The organism is Micromonospora sp. CNZ322 (genome assembly GCF_007827755.1).
The window spans coordinates 259334-274492 of the sequence record NZ_VITD01000005.1 but is presented as its reverse complement, the minus strand read 5'-3'; the positions used below and the strand labels follow the sequence as shown (position 1 = coordinate 274492).

Here is a 15159-nt window from a genome sequence, read left to right as displayed (position 1 = left end):
GACCGGCCTGGCGGACCGGTGGTCGTCGGGTCCGTGCGCGCGTGGGGGATGCTGGGTCCGTGCAGATCGCGACCCTCGGCCCACTCGCCGTCGACGGCCAGCCCGTTCGGGGTGAACGGCTCGCGGCGGTGCTCCGCGCGCTCGTCGACGCGCGGGGGCGCGCGGTCTCCGTGAACCTGCTCGTGGACGCCGTCTGGGACGGGGCCCCACCCGACGACGCGACCGGCGCCGTCCAGGCGCTCGTGTCCCGGGTACGCCGTCTCGGGCTGCCCGTGGTCGCGGTGCCGGGCGGATACCGGCTGCCCGCCGAGGAGATCACCGTCGACGCGGTCGAGGCGCGCGCGCTCGTCGATCAGGCGGGCACCGTGCTCCGGTGCGGTGACGTCAGTGCCGCCCGCGGTCTGGCCGATCAGGCGCGGGCCCTGTTCCCCAAGGTGCCGGAGTTGGTCAGCGCCGAGGACACCCGCCTGTTCGCGGAGGTCGCCGCGCTGCGCGCGCAGGCGGCACTCGCCGGCGTGGGCCCGTTCGACGAGGTCGACCTGGGCCGACTCGTCGCGCGGACACCGCCGGACGAGCCGTCCGCAGCCCTGCTCGTCCGGGTGCTTGCCGCGCAGGGACGGGAGGCGGAGGCGCTGGAGGTGGTCGAGCGGCTGCGCGCCGACCTGGCCGACCGCTACGGCACCGACCCGTCGCCCGTGATCACGAGCGTCCACCTGGCGTTGCTGCGCGGTGAACTCACCGCGCCGCCCGCCGCGGCGCCGCCGACGCCGCCCCGGCAGCAGGCGCGGATCACGCTGCCCGCCGCGTGGCGCCGTCCCATGGCCGCCCTCGTCGGGCGGGAGCGGGACGTCACTGCCGTCACCGACGCGCTCGCCGAGACACCCGTCGTGACGATCGTGGCGACCGGCGGGGCGGGCAAGACCCGGCTCGCCGCCGAGGTGGCCAGGCGTACGGCGGCGGGTGGGCAGGCGGTACGCGTGATCGAACTCGCCGGCCTGCGCTCGCCCGACGAGGTTCTGCCCACTGTGCTCGCCGCGCTCGGCGGCGCGGACACCACGGCCACCGGCGGCAACCTGGGTCTGGAGCGGCGGGTCCTCAGCCCCGAGGAGCGGCTGCGCGCCGTGGCGCCGGACCTGGACGGGCTGGTGGTGCTGGACAACTGCGAGCACGTGCTCGACGCGGTGGCCGTCGTCGTCGCGGACCTGGTCGCGGCGGCCTCGCCGGAGGTCGCGATGCTCGCGACGAGCCGCGCCCCACTGGGCCTGGTCGGCGAGCTGGTGCACCGGCTGACCGCATTGCCGGACGCCGACGCGCTCGCGCTGGTGGAGTCCCGGGCACGGGCCGGTGGCGCCGTACCGACGTGGGACACCGAGCGGGCCCTCGCCCTGTGCCACCGGCTCGACAACCTGCCGTTGGCCCTCGAACTGGCCGCCGCGCGACTGCGGCACATGCCGATCGACGACGTGCTCGCCGGGCTGACCGACCGGTTCGCGCTGCTCGACGACGCCCTACGCGGCCTGCCCGAGCGGCACGCGAGTCTGTGGGCGCTTGTCGACTGGAGCAGGGAACTGCTCGCCGAGGCCGACCGCGACCTGCTCCAGCGGGTCGCGGTCATTCCCGCGCCGTTCACCGCGGACCTCGCCGCCGCCGTCGCGCAGGCCCCGGACGTCCGTCGCGGCCTGGCGACCCTCGTCGAACAGTCCCTGTTGACCCTGGTCGAGGGGGACGGTCCGCCGCGCTACCGCATGCTTGAAACGGTCCGTGAGTACGGCGAGGCCCGGCTGGACGCGGCCGGTGCCCGGGATCAGGCCATGGCCGGCCTGGTCAGCTGGGCGCGGGAGCAGTCCGTCGCGCTGACCGGCCGCTTCATCGGCCCCGGCCAGGTCGAGGCGCTGCACCGTTGCGCCGCCGAGCAGGACAACCTGGTCGCCGGCCTGCGGTGGGCGATGGGAGCGGACGACGAGCCCGCCGCCGTCGACGTCGCCGCCGCGCTGTTCCACCTCTGGTCGGTGCGGGGCCTGCACCTGGAGGTCCTCGCCTGGGCGCGCGGGCTGCTGCACATCGACGACCCGCAGCGGCGGCTGCGGTCGGCGATCCTGCGCGGCGCGGCCAGCGGCCGGCCACTGCCCAACGCCGACCGGCTGGCCTGGACGTGCGTGGTGATCAGCGTGAACGCCGGCGTCAGCGCCGATCTGCGGCCCGCCGTGCTCGCCCGGCGGGCGTTGCGGACGCTTCAGACCGAACGTCCCGGCGAGGTGTCGTCCCGGATGACCGCTATTGCGGCGGCGCTGCCCGGCTTCGACGCGTCCGACGTGGAGCAGAGCCTGAAGAGCGCGACCGAGATGGTCGCGCACCCGGACCCGTACGTGCAGGCGCTGGGGCTGTTCGCGCGCGCGGCGGTACGGGAGAACGGCGGCCTGCCGGAAGCGTCGATCAGCGACGCCGAGCAGGCTTACCACCGCTTCGAGGCCGCCGGAGACCACTGGGGCATGGCGATGGCGGCGGGTGCGGTCGGGCAGTTCCTGGTCCCGGGCGGGGATGCCCGGTCGGCCGAGTGGCTGACCCGCAGCGTCCGGCACATGGAGCTGGTCGGCGCCACGCAGGACGCGCGGTCGATCCGGGTACGGCTGGACGTGCAGCTCGCCCTGACCGGCGACGCCGAGGCGGAGCGGCGACTGGGTGAGACGGCCGCGCTGGGCCAGGCCGAGCAGATCGACTCCGCGCAGGCGCTGCTCGGCCTGGCGCACCTCGCCTGGCAGCGTGAGCGGTACGACGAGGCGCTCGCCCACGCCGACGAGGTGACGCGCGTCCTCGCCGGCTGGGTCGGGCCGCAGCCACAGCCGCGCGTGATGCTCCGGGCCACGGCGGCGATCATCTACCTGCGCGTGGCCCAGGTTGGGCGGGTGTCGGGCACCGACGCCACCATCCAGGCGGCCGCGATGCTGTCGCTCGCCCGTGACGATGCGCTGACCTCACGGGACCTGCCGGTGATCGGGGCGTGGGCTTCGGGCGGCGCGGAGTTCGCGGCGTACCGGGGTGACGTCGACAGCGCCCGTGAACTGGCCGTACTGGCGAAGCGGATCGGCACCCAGATCGAGATGTTCTTCCCCTTTGAAAACGGCGAACGGCTCAACGCCATCCTCGGGAACGAGGAGCAGCGTGAGCCGTTGCTGGCCGCGTGGCGCGAGCGGCCACCCGCCGCGGCCGTCAGCCGGATCCGCGAGCTGATGGACGACCTGCTCGCCTGACTCAGATCTTCTTGCGGTACGCCCGCAGCGCCAGCGGCATGAACACCGCAACGAAGCCGGCGCACCAGGCGAGCGTCCACCACACGTGGTTGCCCAGTGGGGTGCCGAGGAACAGCCCGCGTACCGACGCCACCAGATGGGTCATCGGGTTGACGTCCACGAACGCCTGCATCCAGCCCGGCAGGGTGTCGGCGCCGACGAACACATTGGACGCGAAGCTCAGCGGCATGATCAACGCGAACATCACACCCTGCACGGCACCGGCGGTCCGCACCTTCATCGACACCAGCACCGGCAGCCAGCTCAGGCAGAGCGCGAACAGCACCGCGAGCAGACACCCGGCGATCGCCCGGAACGGGTCGGTGTCGATCCGGAAACCCATCACGTAGCCGATCGCGAGCGTCGACACGGTGACGATGACGTACCGGACGACATCGCCGAGGACCGCGCCGACCAGCGGGGCTGAGCGGGGGATCGGCAACGACCGGAACCGGTCGAAGATGCCCTTGGCGATGTCGGTGTTGAGGTTGACGCCGATCGCGATGGCACCGGTCGCGATCGTCTGCGCCAGGATTCCGGGCAGCAGGAACTGCAGGTAGTCGTGGGTCGATCCGGCGACCGCGCCGCCGAAGACGTACACGAAGATGATGAGGAACAGCACCGGTTGCAGGGTGACGTCGATGAGCGCCTCGGGCGTACGCCAGGTCTTGATGAGGCTGCGCTTGGCGAGCGCCAACGAATGCCGGACCAGCCGGAACGGCCGAGGGTTCGGCGCGGAGTTCGAGAGCACGCGGCTTCTCGTGGGCGCTGTGTCGGTCAGAGTGCTCATGCCGCGACCTCCGTGGGGCGGGTGGTGTCGTCTTCAGACGCCGTACGCCCGGTGAGGGTGAAGAACACCTCGTCGAGGCTCGGCAGGTGCAGGGAGAGTTCGGTGACCCCGATGCCGGCCGTGGCGAACCGCGCGACGCTCTCGGTCAGGGCCGCGTCGTCGGTGACCGGCACCGCGAGCACGCCCTTACGGATCTCGTCGGCCTGCGCGCCGGAACCGACCTGGGTCAGGATCTCCGCGGTGCGCGGCAGCTGAGCCGGATCGGACGGCCGGACCTCCAGGGTCTGCCCGCCGACCACTCGCTTGAGCCCTTCGGGAGTGTCGTGCGCGATGACCCGGCCGTGGTCGATCACCGTGATCGCGTCGGCGAGCGCGTCGGCCTCCTCCAGGTACTGGGTGGTCAGCAGCACCGTCGAGCCGTTGTTGACAAGCGTTCGGACCACGTCCCACATGTCCTCGCGCTTGGCCGGGTCGAGCCCGGTCGTCGGCTCGTCCAGGAAGATCACGTCGGGGGAGCCGACGAGGCTGGCGGCCAGGTCCAGCCGTCGCCGCATGCCGCCGGAGTAGGTCTTGGCCGGACGGTTAGCGGCATCGGTCAGGTCGAACCAGTCGAGCAGTTCGGCGGCCCGTCGCCGCGCGCCGACGCGCCCCAGCTCCAACAGGGTGCCGAACAGCTCCAGGTTCTGCCGCCCGGTCAGGTCCTCGTCGACCGAGGCGTACTGGCCGGTGAGGCCGATACTCTGCCGAACGCGTTCGGCGTCCCGTACCACGTCGAAACCGCTGATCCGGGCGGTCCCGCCGTCCGGGGTGAGCAGGGTGGAGAGGATGCGCACGGCGGTGGTCTTGCCGGCGCCGTTGGGCCCGAGCACCCCGAGCACCGTCCCACGGGGTACGGCGAGGTCCACGCCCTGAAGCGCCCTCGTCTTCCCAAACGTCTTCACGAGGCCCTCGGCCTCGATCACCAGGTCAGCTGTCATGCGCCGAGTCTGCGCGGGCCCGCTGACACCGCCCCGACACGCCACCGACATCGGCTGACACGGGCTGATACCGGGGCCGAGAGGGAGGGCGGCCAGGGTGTGCACATCCACACCGGCGGTCGGCGTCACGATATGCTGGCCACGGCAGAGCGCCTGCCAGCGCCCGATGTGGTGGCCCACGCCTGACCACATGCTTGGGGCCAAGAGTCTCCGACTCCGCGCCGCTGTGTCGACTCTCGGCGTGCCGGTCACGCCGCCCGTTCGGTGGAGTGCGTGGGGCTGCACCGGAGGCGTCATGTCTGATCCGATCCCCCGACGGACCCCGGCCCCGGGACGCGCCCGCAAGCGCGCCATCCGGGAGCATGCAGCCCGGGCCGGCGTTGCCTACTCGGAGGCGGCCCGCCAGCTCGAGTCGGTCGGCCTCCGGCCCGGCGAAACCCTTTCCAGGTACGGGCGGACGATCTATCCGATCGGGTCCGACCCGCATCGCCAGCTGCTCGTCGAACGCCGTGAGCGGCGGTCGTTCGAGGAGCGGGTGTCGGACACCAGGCGGGCCGCTGCCCTACCTCATGGCCGCGCGCTGCACCTCGTCGAGCGGTTCCCGCCCAGCCGTGGGCGTACCGGCAGCGGGGTGGGCTCGCTCTATCACGGCGAGGGCCGCGAGGAACTGCTCGCGATGCTGTACATCGTGATCGTGGCCGAGTCGCCAGGGTTGCTGCCCGAGGTGGGGGACCTCGCCTGGATCGCGGAACTCGGCGAGGACACCGCGCTCGACACGGCCTGCGCCGAGATCGACCGCGAAGCCCGCCGCCTGCTCGACCAGGAGCCACTGGCCCTCTGGTCGAGCATCCAGAAGGCGCTGACCGTGGCCGAACGCATTGTGGACGGGCAGGTCCGCCAGGAGGCGATCCGGCAGACCGCGCTGTTGACCACGATGATGACGCCGCGTCTGGGATACGCGGGCGAGCCGTACGTTCCGGGGTTGCCTGTCGCCGGTGCCCGGCAGATCCTCGACGCGCTGCTCATCGTCGCCGACGACGGCCACGCGCCGGGCACCCGGGTACGCCTGCTCACGCAGCCGCACGACGCGCGGTCGGCCACGATCATCGGTGCCCGGTGGGGTTCTTCCGGTCCGCCGGTGGGCTATCTCGTGTGGCTCGACGGGGCGACGGGGCCGCTGTCGGCCCGCCCCGACGACCTGATTGTCCTGGCCCACCAGGAAACCACTCCGCGCTGAGCCAGTGCCGGCCTCGGTGGTGCCCGCATCGTCTCCTCCGGGCCCGGTCAGACCCTCCTGCACAGCTTCGTCGCCTGGGCCACCTTCGGATGGATCCGGCGCGGCGGCCGCCGGTGACCGACGGTCGCCTGCGTCGGGCGGATGCGGTCGTGAGCGGTATACCTCAGAGTCATATTCATACCTCCGAGGTATGCCGCTCAACAGCACAACGACATGGCGGGCCAGCCAGAGCGCGCGCCGGGCACGGGCCGGCCGGGCTCCCTCGCGGGGAGCCCGGCCGGTGCGGTCGACGCCGTCGTAGAGCTGTCCGGAGCGCAGCGGGGGGGAGGTGCTGCGGCGGGAGAGGTACGGACGGCGTGACCGCGCTCCGCGCGGTGATCCACCTGCTCAGCTCGGTAGGCGGCCCCGCGTGGAGACGAAGTGGTACGACATGACGGCGAACCCGGGGTCACGGAGCAGCCGTCGGAAGGCGTGCAGTTGCTGGGGCGACAGCCCGGCGGCCAACAGGTCCGGTTCCAACTGGCGGGAGTTGGTCTCGTAGAGCGATGTTCCGGTCGACCCGCCGGCCCAGCTCTGCGAGTGGGTGATGGTGTCCAGGTCGGTCAGACCGGCGAGGGCCATCTCGGTGTGCACGTCCTGCGCCCAGCCCAGGTCGGCGCCGTGGTCCTCCAGGACACCCATCATGGCGTCCATGACCTGCGCGAAGAGCTTGGCGGCGTCGTCGGTCGGCGCGGTCAGCACCCGCTGCGGCGCGGTGCAGTCGAACTCCTCGACCACCAGCCACCCGCCGGGCGCCAGGGATCCGGTGAGCGTGCGCAGGACCCGTCGTCGATCGGGAAGGTGTAGCAGCACCAGCCGGGCGTGGATCAGGTCGAACGTGTCCCCGGGTGGCGGTTCGGTGCGCACGTCGTGCTGGCGTACGTGCAGGTTGCCCTCGGCCACGAGGTGGGTGGGGTCGATGTCGGTGGCCAGCACGTGACCGTCGTCGCCGACCGCGCGGGCCATCCGCCGGGCCATCGAGCCGCCACCCGCCCCGACCTCCCAGCAGGTCGCGCCCGGTTCCAGCACCGGGCGGGCCAGCCGACGTGTCGTGATCGGATCCAGGAAGGACTCCAGCGCGTGCATCTGGGGAACGGCGTCCGGTGCGCCGTTGTCGAACGTGTACGTGTCATCGCTCGTAGCGGTGGTCATCGGTGTCTACCTCTCCGTGAATGGTCGGGTGACTAAGGGGTGTCGGCCCAGAGCCGAGGGGTCGATCGGTTGGCCAGGGGCGGGGGCGGCGCGGCGGCGGTGACGCTCAACATCGCCGCCAGTGGGGCCGGATCGTGGCGGGCCTCCGCGGTCGGCCGGTCGTAGACCACCCGGCCGTACTCCAGCACCGCCACCCGGTCCGCGAGCTCGATGGCGTGCTGGAGTTGCTGCTCCACGAGCAGCACGGTCAGGCCGTCGGCGGCGAGACCGTTGACGAGTTCGCGGACCCGCGCCGCCAGGTCGGGCGCGAGCCCCTCACATGGTTCGTCGAGCAGCAGCACCCGGGGTTGGCCGAGCAGCGCACGGGCTATCGCCAGCATCTGCTGCTCGCCGCCGGAGAGTTCGCAGCCGCGGTGTCGCAGCCGCACCGCCAGCCTCGGCAGCAGTTCCAGGGTCCTGGCGACCGTCCAGCCCTCGCCGCCGGAGGTGGGAGCCCGCCACGGCGCGGCCGCCAGGTGCAGGTGCTCGGCGACGGTCAACCGGGAGAAGACCCGGCGGCCCTGCGGGACGAGACCGACGCCGGACTGGGCGATGCGATGTGGTTGCCGGCCGGCGACGTGCACGCCCCCGATCTCGATGCGACCGCTGGACGCCCGTACCAGCCCGGCGATGGTGTGCACGAGCGTGCTCTTGCCCGCCCCGTTGCGGCCCACCACGGCCTGGATGCTGCCCGGGCGTACCCGAAGGCTGACCTCGTGCAGGACGATTCCCCCGCCGTAGCCGGCGCAGAGACGATCCACAGTGAGCATCAGGCCACCCCGTCGGCGTAGGCCTGCCGCACCAGCGGCGAGGTACGGATCTCGTCCGGTGTGCCGGCGGCCAACGTCTGACCGTCGCGCAACACGGTGACCGTGTCGGAGAGGGCGTACACCAGGTCCAGTCGGTGTTCGACCAGCAACACGGCGACCGCCCTGGGTAGCGCCTGGAGCAACTCGACCAGCCGGCCGACCTCGATGGCGGACAGCCCGGCCGCCGGTTCGTCGAGGAGCAGCAGGCGGGGGCGACCGGCCAGGGCCATCGCGATCTCCAACTGGCGTCGTTGCCCGTGCGCGAGGTGCCCGGCGGGCACCGCCGCGACGGCGGTGAGTCCCATCTGGTCCAGCAGTGGGCCGGCCAGGCGCTGCGCGGCGCGTCGGCGTCCGCCCGGCCACCACCGGCGGCGTGGGATGACCCGGGGCAGCGCGGCCACCACGACGTTCTCCGTCGCGGTGAGCGTCGGAAAGACAGCGGGTCGTTGGTGGATGCGGTTGATGCCCCGCCGGGCCCGGGCCGCCGGGCCGAGCCGACCGACGTCCCGTCCGTCGAACCGCACCGTGCCGCGTTGCGGCCTGGTGGACCCGCCGAGCACGTTGAGCAGGGTCGTCTTGCCGGCCCCGTTCGGGCCGATCAACGCGTGCCGCTGGCCGTCGTGGATGCGCAGGTCCACGCCGTCGAGTGCGGCGAGCGAGCCGTACCGCACGCTGATCTCCTGGGCTTCCAGCAGGCCGGTCATCGGTGCAGCTCCGCAACGGTGGTCTGATCATGGGCGGCTGGCTGGTCCGGCTGTGGCGCCGGGGCGTTCGGCGGGCGCAGCCGACCCCGGGCCCGGTTGACGCCGGTGGGCAGCAGGTAGACCGTCGCCACGAACAGCGCGCCCAGCACCAGTGGCGCGTGGCCGGGCAGCACCCCGAACAGCCAGTCCCGGACGGCGATGACCAACGCCGCACCCACCAGGGCGCCGCCCACCGAGGCGGTGCCTCCGATGACGACACCGAGCAGCAGCAGCGCAGAGGTGTCGAAGCCGAAGTCGGCGGGGGAGATGTACTGCTGGGCGACGACCAGGAGCGAGCCGGCGGCGCCGGCGATCGCCCCGGCGGCGATGTGCGCGCCGGACAGGTGCAGCGCCACCCGGTGACCGCTGGCCCGCAACCGCGTCTCGTCGTCGCGGCCGGCACGCAGCACCAACCCCGCTCGGGTACGCAGCAGCACCAGCACCGCGCCGACCAGCATGGCCACGACGACCAGGGCGTACAGGTAACGGGCCTGATCGTTGGCCAGGGCCGGGAGCCCCCAGAACGGGCGGACCGGTGGGATGCCGGACAGCCCGTCCGTGCCACCGGTCACCGACCGCCACCGCCCGAGGACGATGACGACGAGTTCGCCGATGGCAAGGGTGATCATCAGGACGATCACCCCTCGGGCGTGCACGACGAGCGGCACGGTCAGCGCGGCCAGCAACGCCCCGGCGGCCGCCGCGACGACGAGCTGCACGACGCCGACGTCGGAGACTCGGCTCCCGACCACTGCGCAGGCGTAGGCGCCCGCCGCGTACGGTGCGGTCTGGCCGAGGGTGGGCATGCCGGCGACGCCGGTGAGCAGGGCCACGCTCACCCCGACCAGGGCCAGCGCCAGCGTCCGGGCGAGGATCGCCGTGGTGTAGTCGTCGACCACCCAGGGCGCCACGACCAGGCCGACCAGGACGAGCGCCGCGATGCCGCCCCGAACTCGCCGGATCACCTCGCCTCTCATGCCGCCCTCCACCTGCCGGCCAGGCCACGCGCCCGCACGGCCAGCACGGCCGCCATGGCGGCGAAGAGCAGAAACGGCGCGGCGGACGGCAGCAACGCCACTCCCAGCGTCTGGATCTCGCCGATCGCGAGCGCGGCCAGCAGGGTGCCCGCCATCGACCCGAGACCACCGAGGACGACCACCACCAGGGAGAGCAGCAGCACCGTGTCTGCGGTGCCCGTGCCGGGGCCGATGATGGGCGCGCCCAGGACCCCGGCCGCGCCGGCCAGCGCACCGGCGGCGGCGAGCACACCGGCCCGGATCCGCGCCGGACTCACGCCCAGACAGGCGACCATCTCCGGGTCGTCGACGGCCGCCCGGACGAGCATCCCGGCCCTGGTGCGTCGCACCACCAGGTAGAGGGCGGCGGCGAGCACGGCGGCGACGACGATGAACACCAACCGGTACGCGGCGTAGCGGTGACCGGCCACCATCACCGATCCCTCCAGGGCTGCGGGCACCTGGACCTGCGGGTTGTCGGGTCCGAAGCCGGCGACGAGCAGGCTGCCGCCGGCCAGCGCCACCCCGAACGTCAGCAGCGCCTGACTCAGGTGATTGCCGGTGGCGACCGGTGTGAGCAGACCGGCCAGGAGCACCCCCGCCGCGGCGGCGGCCAGCACACCGACCGCCAACGCCAACGCCAGGCTCGCCCAGCCGCCGTCGAGCAGCGCCGCGGCGGTGTACCCGCCGATCGCGTAGAGCAGGCCGTGCGCCAGATTGAGGATGTTGGCGACGCCGAAACAGAAGACCAGGCCCGACGCGGCGACGAACACCAGCAGCCCGTAGGCGACCCCGTCCAACGCCGGGATCAGGTACGGGTCGATCCGGTTCGTGCCGGCCGCCACCGCTATCACCGGCCGACGGTCGCGAGGTCGCCCACGACGGTGTTGGACAGTGCCCGGCCGTCCTGGCGGACCTGCCGCAGGTACCACTTCTGCACCGGGGAGTGTGTGGTGGTGGAGAACTGCCAGGTGCCGCGCGGGCTGGCGATCTGGCCGAGTTGGCCGATGGCCGTGTTGATGGCCTCGGGGGTCGGGTCGCTTCCGGCGGCGCCGATCGCCCGGTCCAGCACCGCCGCCGCGTCGTACGAGGCCAGCGCGTAGGTAGTCGGCGAACCGTCGTGCTTCGCCTTCCACGCGGCCACGAAGGCGCGGTTCTCCGCGTTGTCGAGGTCGGGCGAGTAGTTGAGCACCGAGTAGATGCCCCGGGCGGCCTCGCCCTGCGCGTTGAGCACCCCGCCCTCGGTGAGGAACCCGGCCGCGTACAACGGGATGTCCTTGATCTCGGACTGCGCGTACTGCTTCACGAAGTCGACGGCGGCGCTGCCAGCGTAGAAGGTGTAGACGGCCGCCGCGCCGGATGCCTTGATGCGGGCGAAGTACGGGAGGAAGTTGGTGGTGGCCGGGAACGGCGTGAAGGTCGTCTTGCCGTCGGCGTTCGCGAGCTTTCCGCCGATCTTGCCGAACGCGTCGGTGAAGCCGCGCAGCTCGTCCCAACCGCCCTGGTAGTCCGGGCCGATCGCGTACACGGAGCCCTTCACGTTGTCGCGGACGTGCTGGGCGATCGCCGCCCCGGGCTCGTCGGAGAGGTACGAGGTGTGCCAGACCCGGGAGACGTCCTTGAGCTCCGGCCGGCCGTTGGAGCCGACCAGTGGCACCTTGGTCTCGTTGAGCACGGGGGTGACTCCGGCGACCGAGCCGCCACCGACGATGCCGGTGAGCGCGGACACCCGGTCCTGCTTGAGCAGCTTGGTCGCCGCCGGGACAGCGGTCTGGGCGCCGTTGCCCTCGTCCGCGACGACGAGGTCGACCTGCCGGCCGCCCAACTTGCCGTCGTGGGTGTCCAGGTAGAGCTGGAAGCCGTCGCGGATCTCCGTACCGACGGCCTGGTACGTCCCGGACAGCGACGCGAGCAGGCCGATCTTTATCGAGCCGCCGGCGCTCGTGCCCGGAGCGTCGTCGCCGCAGGCCGTGCTGGTGGTCAGCACGGCGGCGAGCAGCGCGGCGGTGAGGGCACGGCTGCGCCAAGGCGTGATGAGAGGCATGTCTGACTCCAGAGGAAGGGGAAGGGGTCTCCGGCGTGGGGCGCCGGGGTGGTCAGCGGCTGCGGGCGAGCGCCGCTCGGGCAGCGGGGGTCAGCGCGTCCCCGATGCGGTTGGCCAGCTCGGTCATCTCGTAGGAGACCTTGCCCACGTCACACTCGGGCGCGGCGAGCACCAGCAGCGAGGCGCCGTCGTTGAAGGCCATGGAGAACATGAACCCGCCCTCGAGCTGGGTGACGTTGGAGATCACCGCGCCGGCGTCGAAGAAGGCCGCCGCCCCCCGCAGCAGGCTGACCAGCCCGCTACCCGTGGCGGCCAACTGGTCGGCCCGGTCCGGTGGCAGGTCGCGTGTGGCGGCCACCATCAGGCCGTCGCTGGAAATGGCGATCGCGTGGCTGACCTCGGTCGCTCGCGCCGCAAAGTTGTCCAGCAGCCAGCCGAGATCCTGTTGGTCGGTCACGTGCTCTCCTGTCGCGTCATTTGTTGCCGAGGTTGATCGGGGTGCGCCGTCGGTTCGCCACGCCCCGCGCGTACGCGGCCATCGCCGTCGCCACCTGTGCCGGGTCGCGGTACTCGGACCGTTGCTGCTGCTGGGGCACTGTCACACCGCCGGGCACGAGGTGCCGTTGCGGCTGTCGTTTGGGCAGGCCGGAGTTGGTGGTCGTGGCGACCTCGGGGGTGTGCGCCTGGGCGGCCGTACGCCAGGCGTCGTCGGCGGGGCTGGACCACTGCTGGCCGTTCTGGCCGTTCTGACCGTCGACGACGTCGTTCTGGAACCAGTGGTTGACCTGTTCGAAGATGAGCAGCTCCTCGGTGGGCGCGTCACCCCGGTCCGGGGGTGGCGGAGCCGGTCGGAAGACCGGCGCGGCCGGCAGGGTCCGTTCGGCCGGCGGGCGTCCGGCGGTGGGTTCGGGGCGCGGCTGGTACGGCGGCGGCGGGGTGGGCGTGCGCGCTGCCCGCCGCGACAGCCGGCCGGGTGCGAGCAGGTACTCCTCCGGTGGCAGCGACCGGATGATCGCCGCGGGCAGTGTCGCCTCGGCGAGGATGCCGCGTCGGGGGCCGCGTCGCAGTTGGACGGTGGCGCCCAGCCGGGCGGCGAGCTGGCCCACGACGACCAGCCCCATCGCCCGTACGGCGGCCACGTCGATGGCCGGTGGGCGGGCCAGCAGCTCGTTGAGCTGCTGCATCCTCTGCGGGGACAGCCCCACACCCTCGTCGCTGATCTGGACGATGACGCGGTCTCCCAGGCTTCGGCCGCTCACCCAGGTCTCGCTGCCCGGCGGCGAGTACGTCGTGGCGTTGTCCATGAGTTCGGCGAGCAGGTGCACGACCTCGTCGACGGTCTTGGCGGCCACCGCGACGTCCCCGTCGATCATGCCGAGTCGGACCCGTGCGTAGTGCTCGATCTGGGACAGCGCCGCCTGGAGCACCTGTTGCAGCGGAACGTCGCGCTGGCGTACGCGACCCACGCCGACACCGCCGAGCACCAGCAGGCTGGCGTTGATTCGTCCCATCCGGGTCGCCAGGTTGTCCAGTGTGTACAGCTGGTCGAGCCGGTCGGGGTCGGTCTCGTCCCGCTCGACCAGGTCGACCTGGGCCAGGACGGCGTCGACAAGTCGCTGTTCGCGGCGGCTCAGGTGGATGAAGATGTCGGCGGTGTTGGCGCGCATGACCGCCTGTTCGGCGGCGGTCCGTACGGCGGCCTGGTGCACGGCGCTGAACGCCTGACCCAGTTCACCGATCTCGTCGTCGCTGGACGGTTCGAGGGCGGCACTGGACTGCTGGTGGGCGAGCTTCTGTGGGTCGACGGTGGCGCTGCCGGGCTGTTGGAGCTGGGCCACCACTGCGGGGAGCTGTTCGAAGGCGACGGCGTTGGCCGCGTCCCGTAGCCGGCGCAGCCGTCGGGTGATCTGCCGTGCGACGGCCCAGGTCACCAACGCGGTCAGGATCAGGGCCAGGAGGACGCTGGCCGCCTCGGCCACGGCCCGGCGGCGCTGGTCGGCGTGCGCGGCCCGAACGTCGTCGCGGACCGCGTCGTCGACCCGGGCGCGCAGGTCGGCCAGCCGGGCGGCACGCGTCTGGGTGGTGGACACCCACGCGTCGGTCTCCAGTTTCAGTTGCGACCCCGGCTGGGCCCGGGACACCTCGTCCTGCATCCGTTGCAGGGCGAGCGCCTCCTTGCCGGTGCCGGCCTGCTCCCACCAGATGCCCCACTCGGGTGGGGCCAGGGCCAGGAATGACAGGCTCGACTCGGTGTAGCTGGTGCGGGCCGCGGTGATGTCCTGCTGCATGGCCGGGGTCAGTTCCCCGCCCGCGACGGCGCGCAGCACGGCCACCTGCTGCTGACCGATGGCCTCGGCCGTCTTCGACAGCGCCGCCGAGGCCCGGATCCCGTCGGCGAGTGGGGCGTCCACCACGCCGTGCGAGACGTTCTCCCGGAAGTTGATGAGGTCGGCGATCGCGATGCGGTAGCTGAAGGTCATCGCCGACACCGACGCGTGCGTGGCGGTGCGCACCTGGGTGCGCAGCGGGGCGAGGCCGTCCAGAGCCGCGTCGATGCGCCGCAGGAGAGCCGAGCTGGTGCCGTTGTCGCCGGGCAGTCGGTCACGCTGCCCGCGGTAGCGGGCGACGGCGTCGTCGGTGGCGACGATCTCCACGCCGAAGGCGTCCTGCTGCTCCGGCCGGGCGTAGGTGAGCAGGTCGGCGGCGGCGATGCGTTCGCGTTGCAAACGGTAGGCCAGGTCGCCGGCCTCGGCACCGACCTGCGCCAGAATCTGCAGGTCGCTGGCGCGGGCCGTCTGGCGTGCGCTCTCGGTAAGTGCGAGACCGGCGAAGCCGATTACGGCGACGAGCGGGGCCGCGACGATGAGGCGCATCCGGCCGGCTATCTTCCAACCGCGTCGGCGGGTCGGGTAGGGTCTGGCCGCGTGGGACCGGGTGCTCGACGCCAAGATTGACTCCCACGACTCGTCGATGACGGTCTATCCGCACGTTGCCGAATGCAAGTCCCATTCGGCCGGAAGCCGCGC

General features: G+C 72.5%; 12 protein-coding genes. 2 read left to right on the top strand and 10 right to left on the bottom strand.

All coding sequences use genetic code 11. The features are described 5' to 3' along the window. Positions 1 to 59 precede the first annotated feature (59 nt). Positions 60 to 3248, top strand: a complete 3189-nt coding sequence (locus FB453_RS15190) for a winged helix-turn-helix domain-containing protein (protein ID WP_145790782.1) — start codon at positions 60 to 62, stop codon at positions 3246 to 3248. Between the two features lies 1 nt (position 3249). Here FB453_RS15190 and FB453_RS15185 read toward each other — a convergent pair whose 3' ends face one another. Together FB453_RS15185 and FB453_RS15180 are read right to left on the bottom strand one after the other, a co-directional pair. Then, positions 3250 to 4077, bottom strand: coding sequence for an ABC transporter permease (locus FB453_RS15185; RefSeq protein ID WP_112584483.1), 828 nt, complete (start codon positions 4075 to 4077; stop codon positions 3250 to 3252). After that, positions 4074 to 5054, bottom strand: coding sequence for an ATP-binding cassette domain-containing protein (locus FB453_RS15180; protein ID WP_112584484.1), 981 nt, complete (start codon positions 5052 to 5054; stop codon positions 4074 to 4076). The genes FB453_RS15185 and FB453_RS15180 overlap by 4 nt, the downstream gene beginning before the upstream one ends. A gap of 295 nt (positions 5055 to 5349) precedes the next feature. Between FB453_RS15180 and FB453_RS15175 the strand changes: the two genes are divergently transcribed. Continuing rightward, a complete protein-coding gene (locus FB453_RS15175; RefSeq protein ID WP_145790780.1) occupies positions 5350 to 6291 on the top strand; it encodes a hypothetical protein in 942 nt (313 codons plus the stop codon). 387 nt (positions 6292 to 6678) lie between these two features. Here the strand turns inward: FB453_RS15175 and FB453_RS15170 are convergent, their stop codons facing one another. The 8 genes from FB453_RS15170 to FB453_RS15135 are packed head-to-tail and all read right to left on the bottom strand — an operon-like array spanning position 6679 to position 15006. Beyond that, entirely contained in the window at positions 6679 to 7482 is an 804-nt protein-coding gene (locus FB453_RS15170; protein WP_145790778.1) for a methyltransferase domain-containing protein, read from the bottom strand. Positions 7483 to 7514: 32 nt separating this feature from the next. Next, positions 7515 to 8291, bottom strand: coding sequence for a branched-chain amino acid ABC transporter ATP-binding protein (locus FB453_RS34890; RefSeq protein ID WP_145790776.1), 777 nt, complete (start codon positions 8289 to 8291; stop codon positions 7515 to 7517). Continuing rightward, the gene (locus FB453_RS34885) at positions 8291 to 9034 is read right to left on the bottom strand and encodes an ABC transporter ATP-binding protein (RefSeq protein ID WP_091406866.1); all 744 of its coding nucleotides are present in this window, start codon (positions 9032 to 9034) and stop codon (positions 8291 to 8293) included. Before FB453_RS34885 ends, FB453_RS34890 begins: the two co-directional genes overlap by 1 nt. Then, positions 9031 to 10050 carry a branched-chain amino acid ABC transporter permease gene (locus FB453_RS15155; protein ID WP_145790773.1) on the bottom strand — a complete coding sequence of 340 codons (1020 nt, stop codon included), beginning with the start codon at positions 10048 to 10050 and terminating at the stop codon, positions 9031 to 9033. Before FB453_RS15155 ends, FB453_RS34885 begins: the two co-directional genes overlap by 4 nt. Next, positions 10047 to 10943, bottom strand: a complete 897-nt coding sequence (locus FB453_RS15150) for a branched-chain amino acid ABC transporter permease (protein ID WP_112584490.1) — start codon at positions 10941 to 10943, stop codon at positions 10047 to 10049. The genes FB453_RS15155 and FB453_RS15150 overlap by 4 nt, the downstream gene beginning before the upstream one ends. After that, positions 10940 to 12133 (bottom strand): ABC transporter substrate-binding protein, encoded by a 1194-nt coding sequence (locus FB453_RS15145; RefSeq protein WP_145790771.1) that lies wholly within the window; start codon positions 12131 to 12133, stop codon positions 10940 to 10942. The genes FB453_RS15150 and FB453_RS15145 overlap by 4 nt, the downstream gene beginning before the upstream one ends. A gap of 52 nt (positions 12134 to 12185) precedes the next feature. Beyond that, positions 12186 to 12590 (bottom strand): roadblock/LC7 domain-containing protein, encoded by a 405-nt coding sequence (locus FB453_RS15140; RefSeq protein WP_030490280.1) that lies wholly within the window; start codon positions 12588 to 12590, stop codon positions 12186 to 12188. Between the two features lie 16 nt (positions 12591 to 12606). Continuing rightward, on the bottom strand, positions 12607 to 15006 hold the full coding sequence (locus FB453_RS15135; protein WP_145790769.1) for a nitrate- and nitrite sensing domain-containing protein: 2400 nt from the start codon (positions 15004 to 15006) through the stop codon (positions 12607 to 12609). Positions 15007 to 15159 lie beyond the last annotated feature (153 nt).

Bases quoted from the DNA above. Each gene is read 5' to 3' on its own strand.
- FB453_RS15180 (WP_112584484.1), bottom strand. From the start codon at position 5,054: ATGACAGCTGACCTGGTGATCGAGGCCGAGGGCCTCGTGAAGACGTTT.
- FB453_RS34890 (WP_145790776.1), bottom strand. From the start codon at position 8,291: ATGCTCACTGTGGATCGTCTCTGCGCCGGCTACGGCGGGGGAATCGTC.
- FB453_RS15155 (WP_145790773.1), bottom strand. From the start codon at position 10,050: ATGAGAGGCGAGGTGATCCGGCGAGTTCGGGGCGGCATCGCGGCGCTC.
- FB453_RS15145 (WP_145790771.1), bottom strand. From the start codon at position 12,133: ATGCCTCTCATCACGCCTTGGCGCAGCCGTGCCCTCACCGCCGCGCTG.
- FB453_RS15170 (WP_145790778.1), bottom strand. From the start codon at position 7,482: ATGACCACCGCTACGAGCGATGACACGTACACGTTCGACAACGGCGCA.
- FB453_RS15135 (WP_145790769.1), bottom strand. From the start codon at position 15,006: ATGCGCCTCATCGTCGCGGCCCCGCTCGTCGCCGTAATCGGCTTCGCC.
- FB453_RS34885 (WP_091406866.1), bottom strand. From the start codon at position 9,034: ATGACCGGCCTGCTGGAAGCCCAGGAGATCAGCGTGCGGTACGGCTCG.
- FB453_RS15185 (WP_112584483.1), bottom strand. From the start codon at position 4,077: ATGAGCACTCTGACCGACACAGCGCCCACGAGAAGCCGCGTGCTCTCG.
- FB453_RS15175 (WP_145790780.1), top strand. From the start codon at position 5,350: ATGTCTGATCCGATCCCCCGACGGACCCCGGCCCCGGGACGCGCCCGC.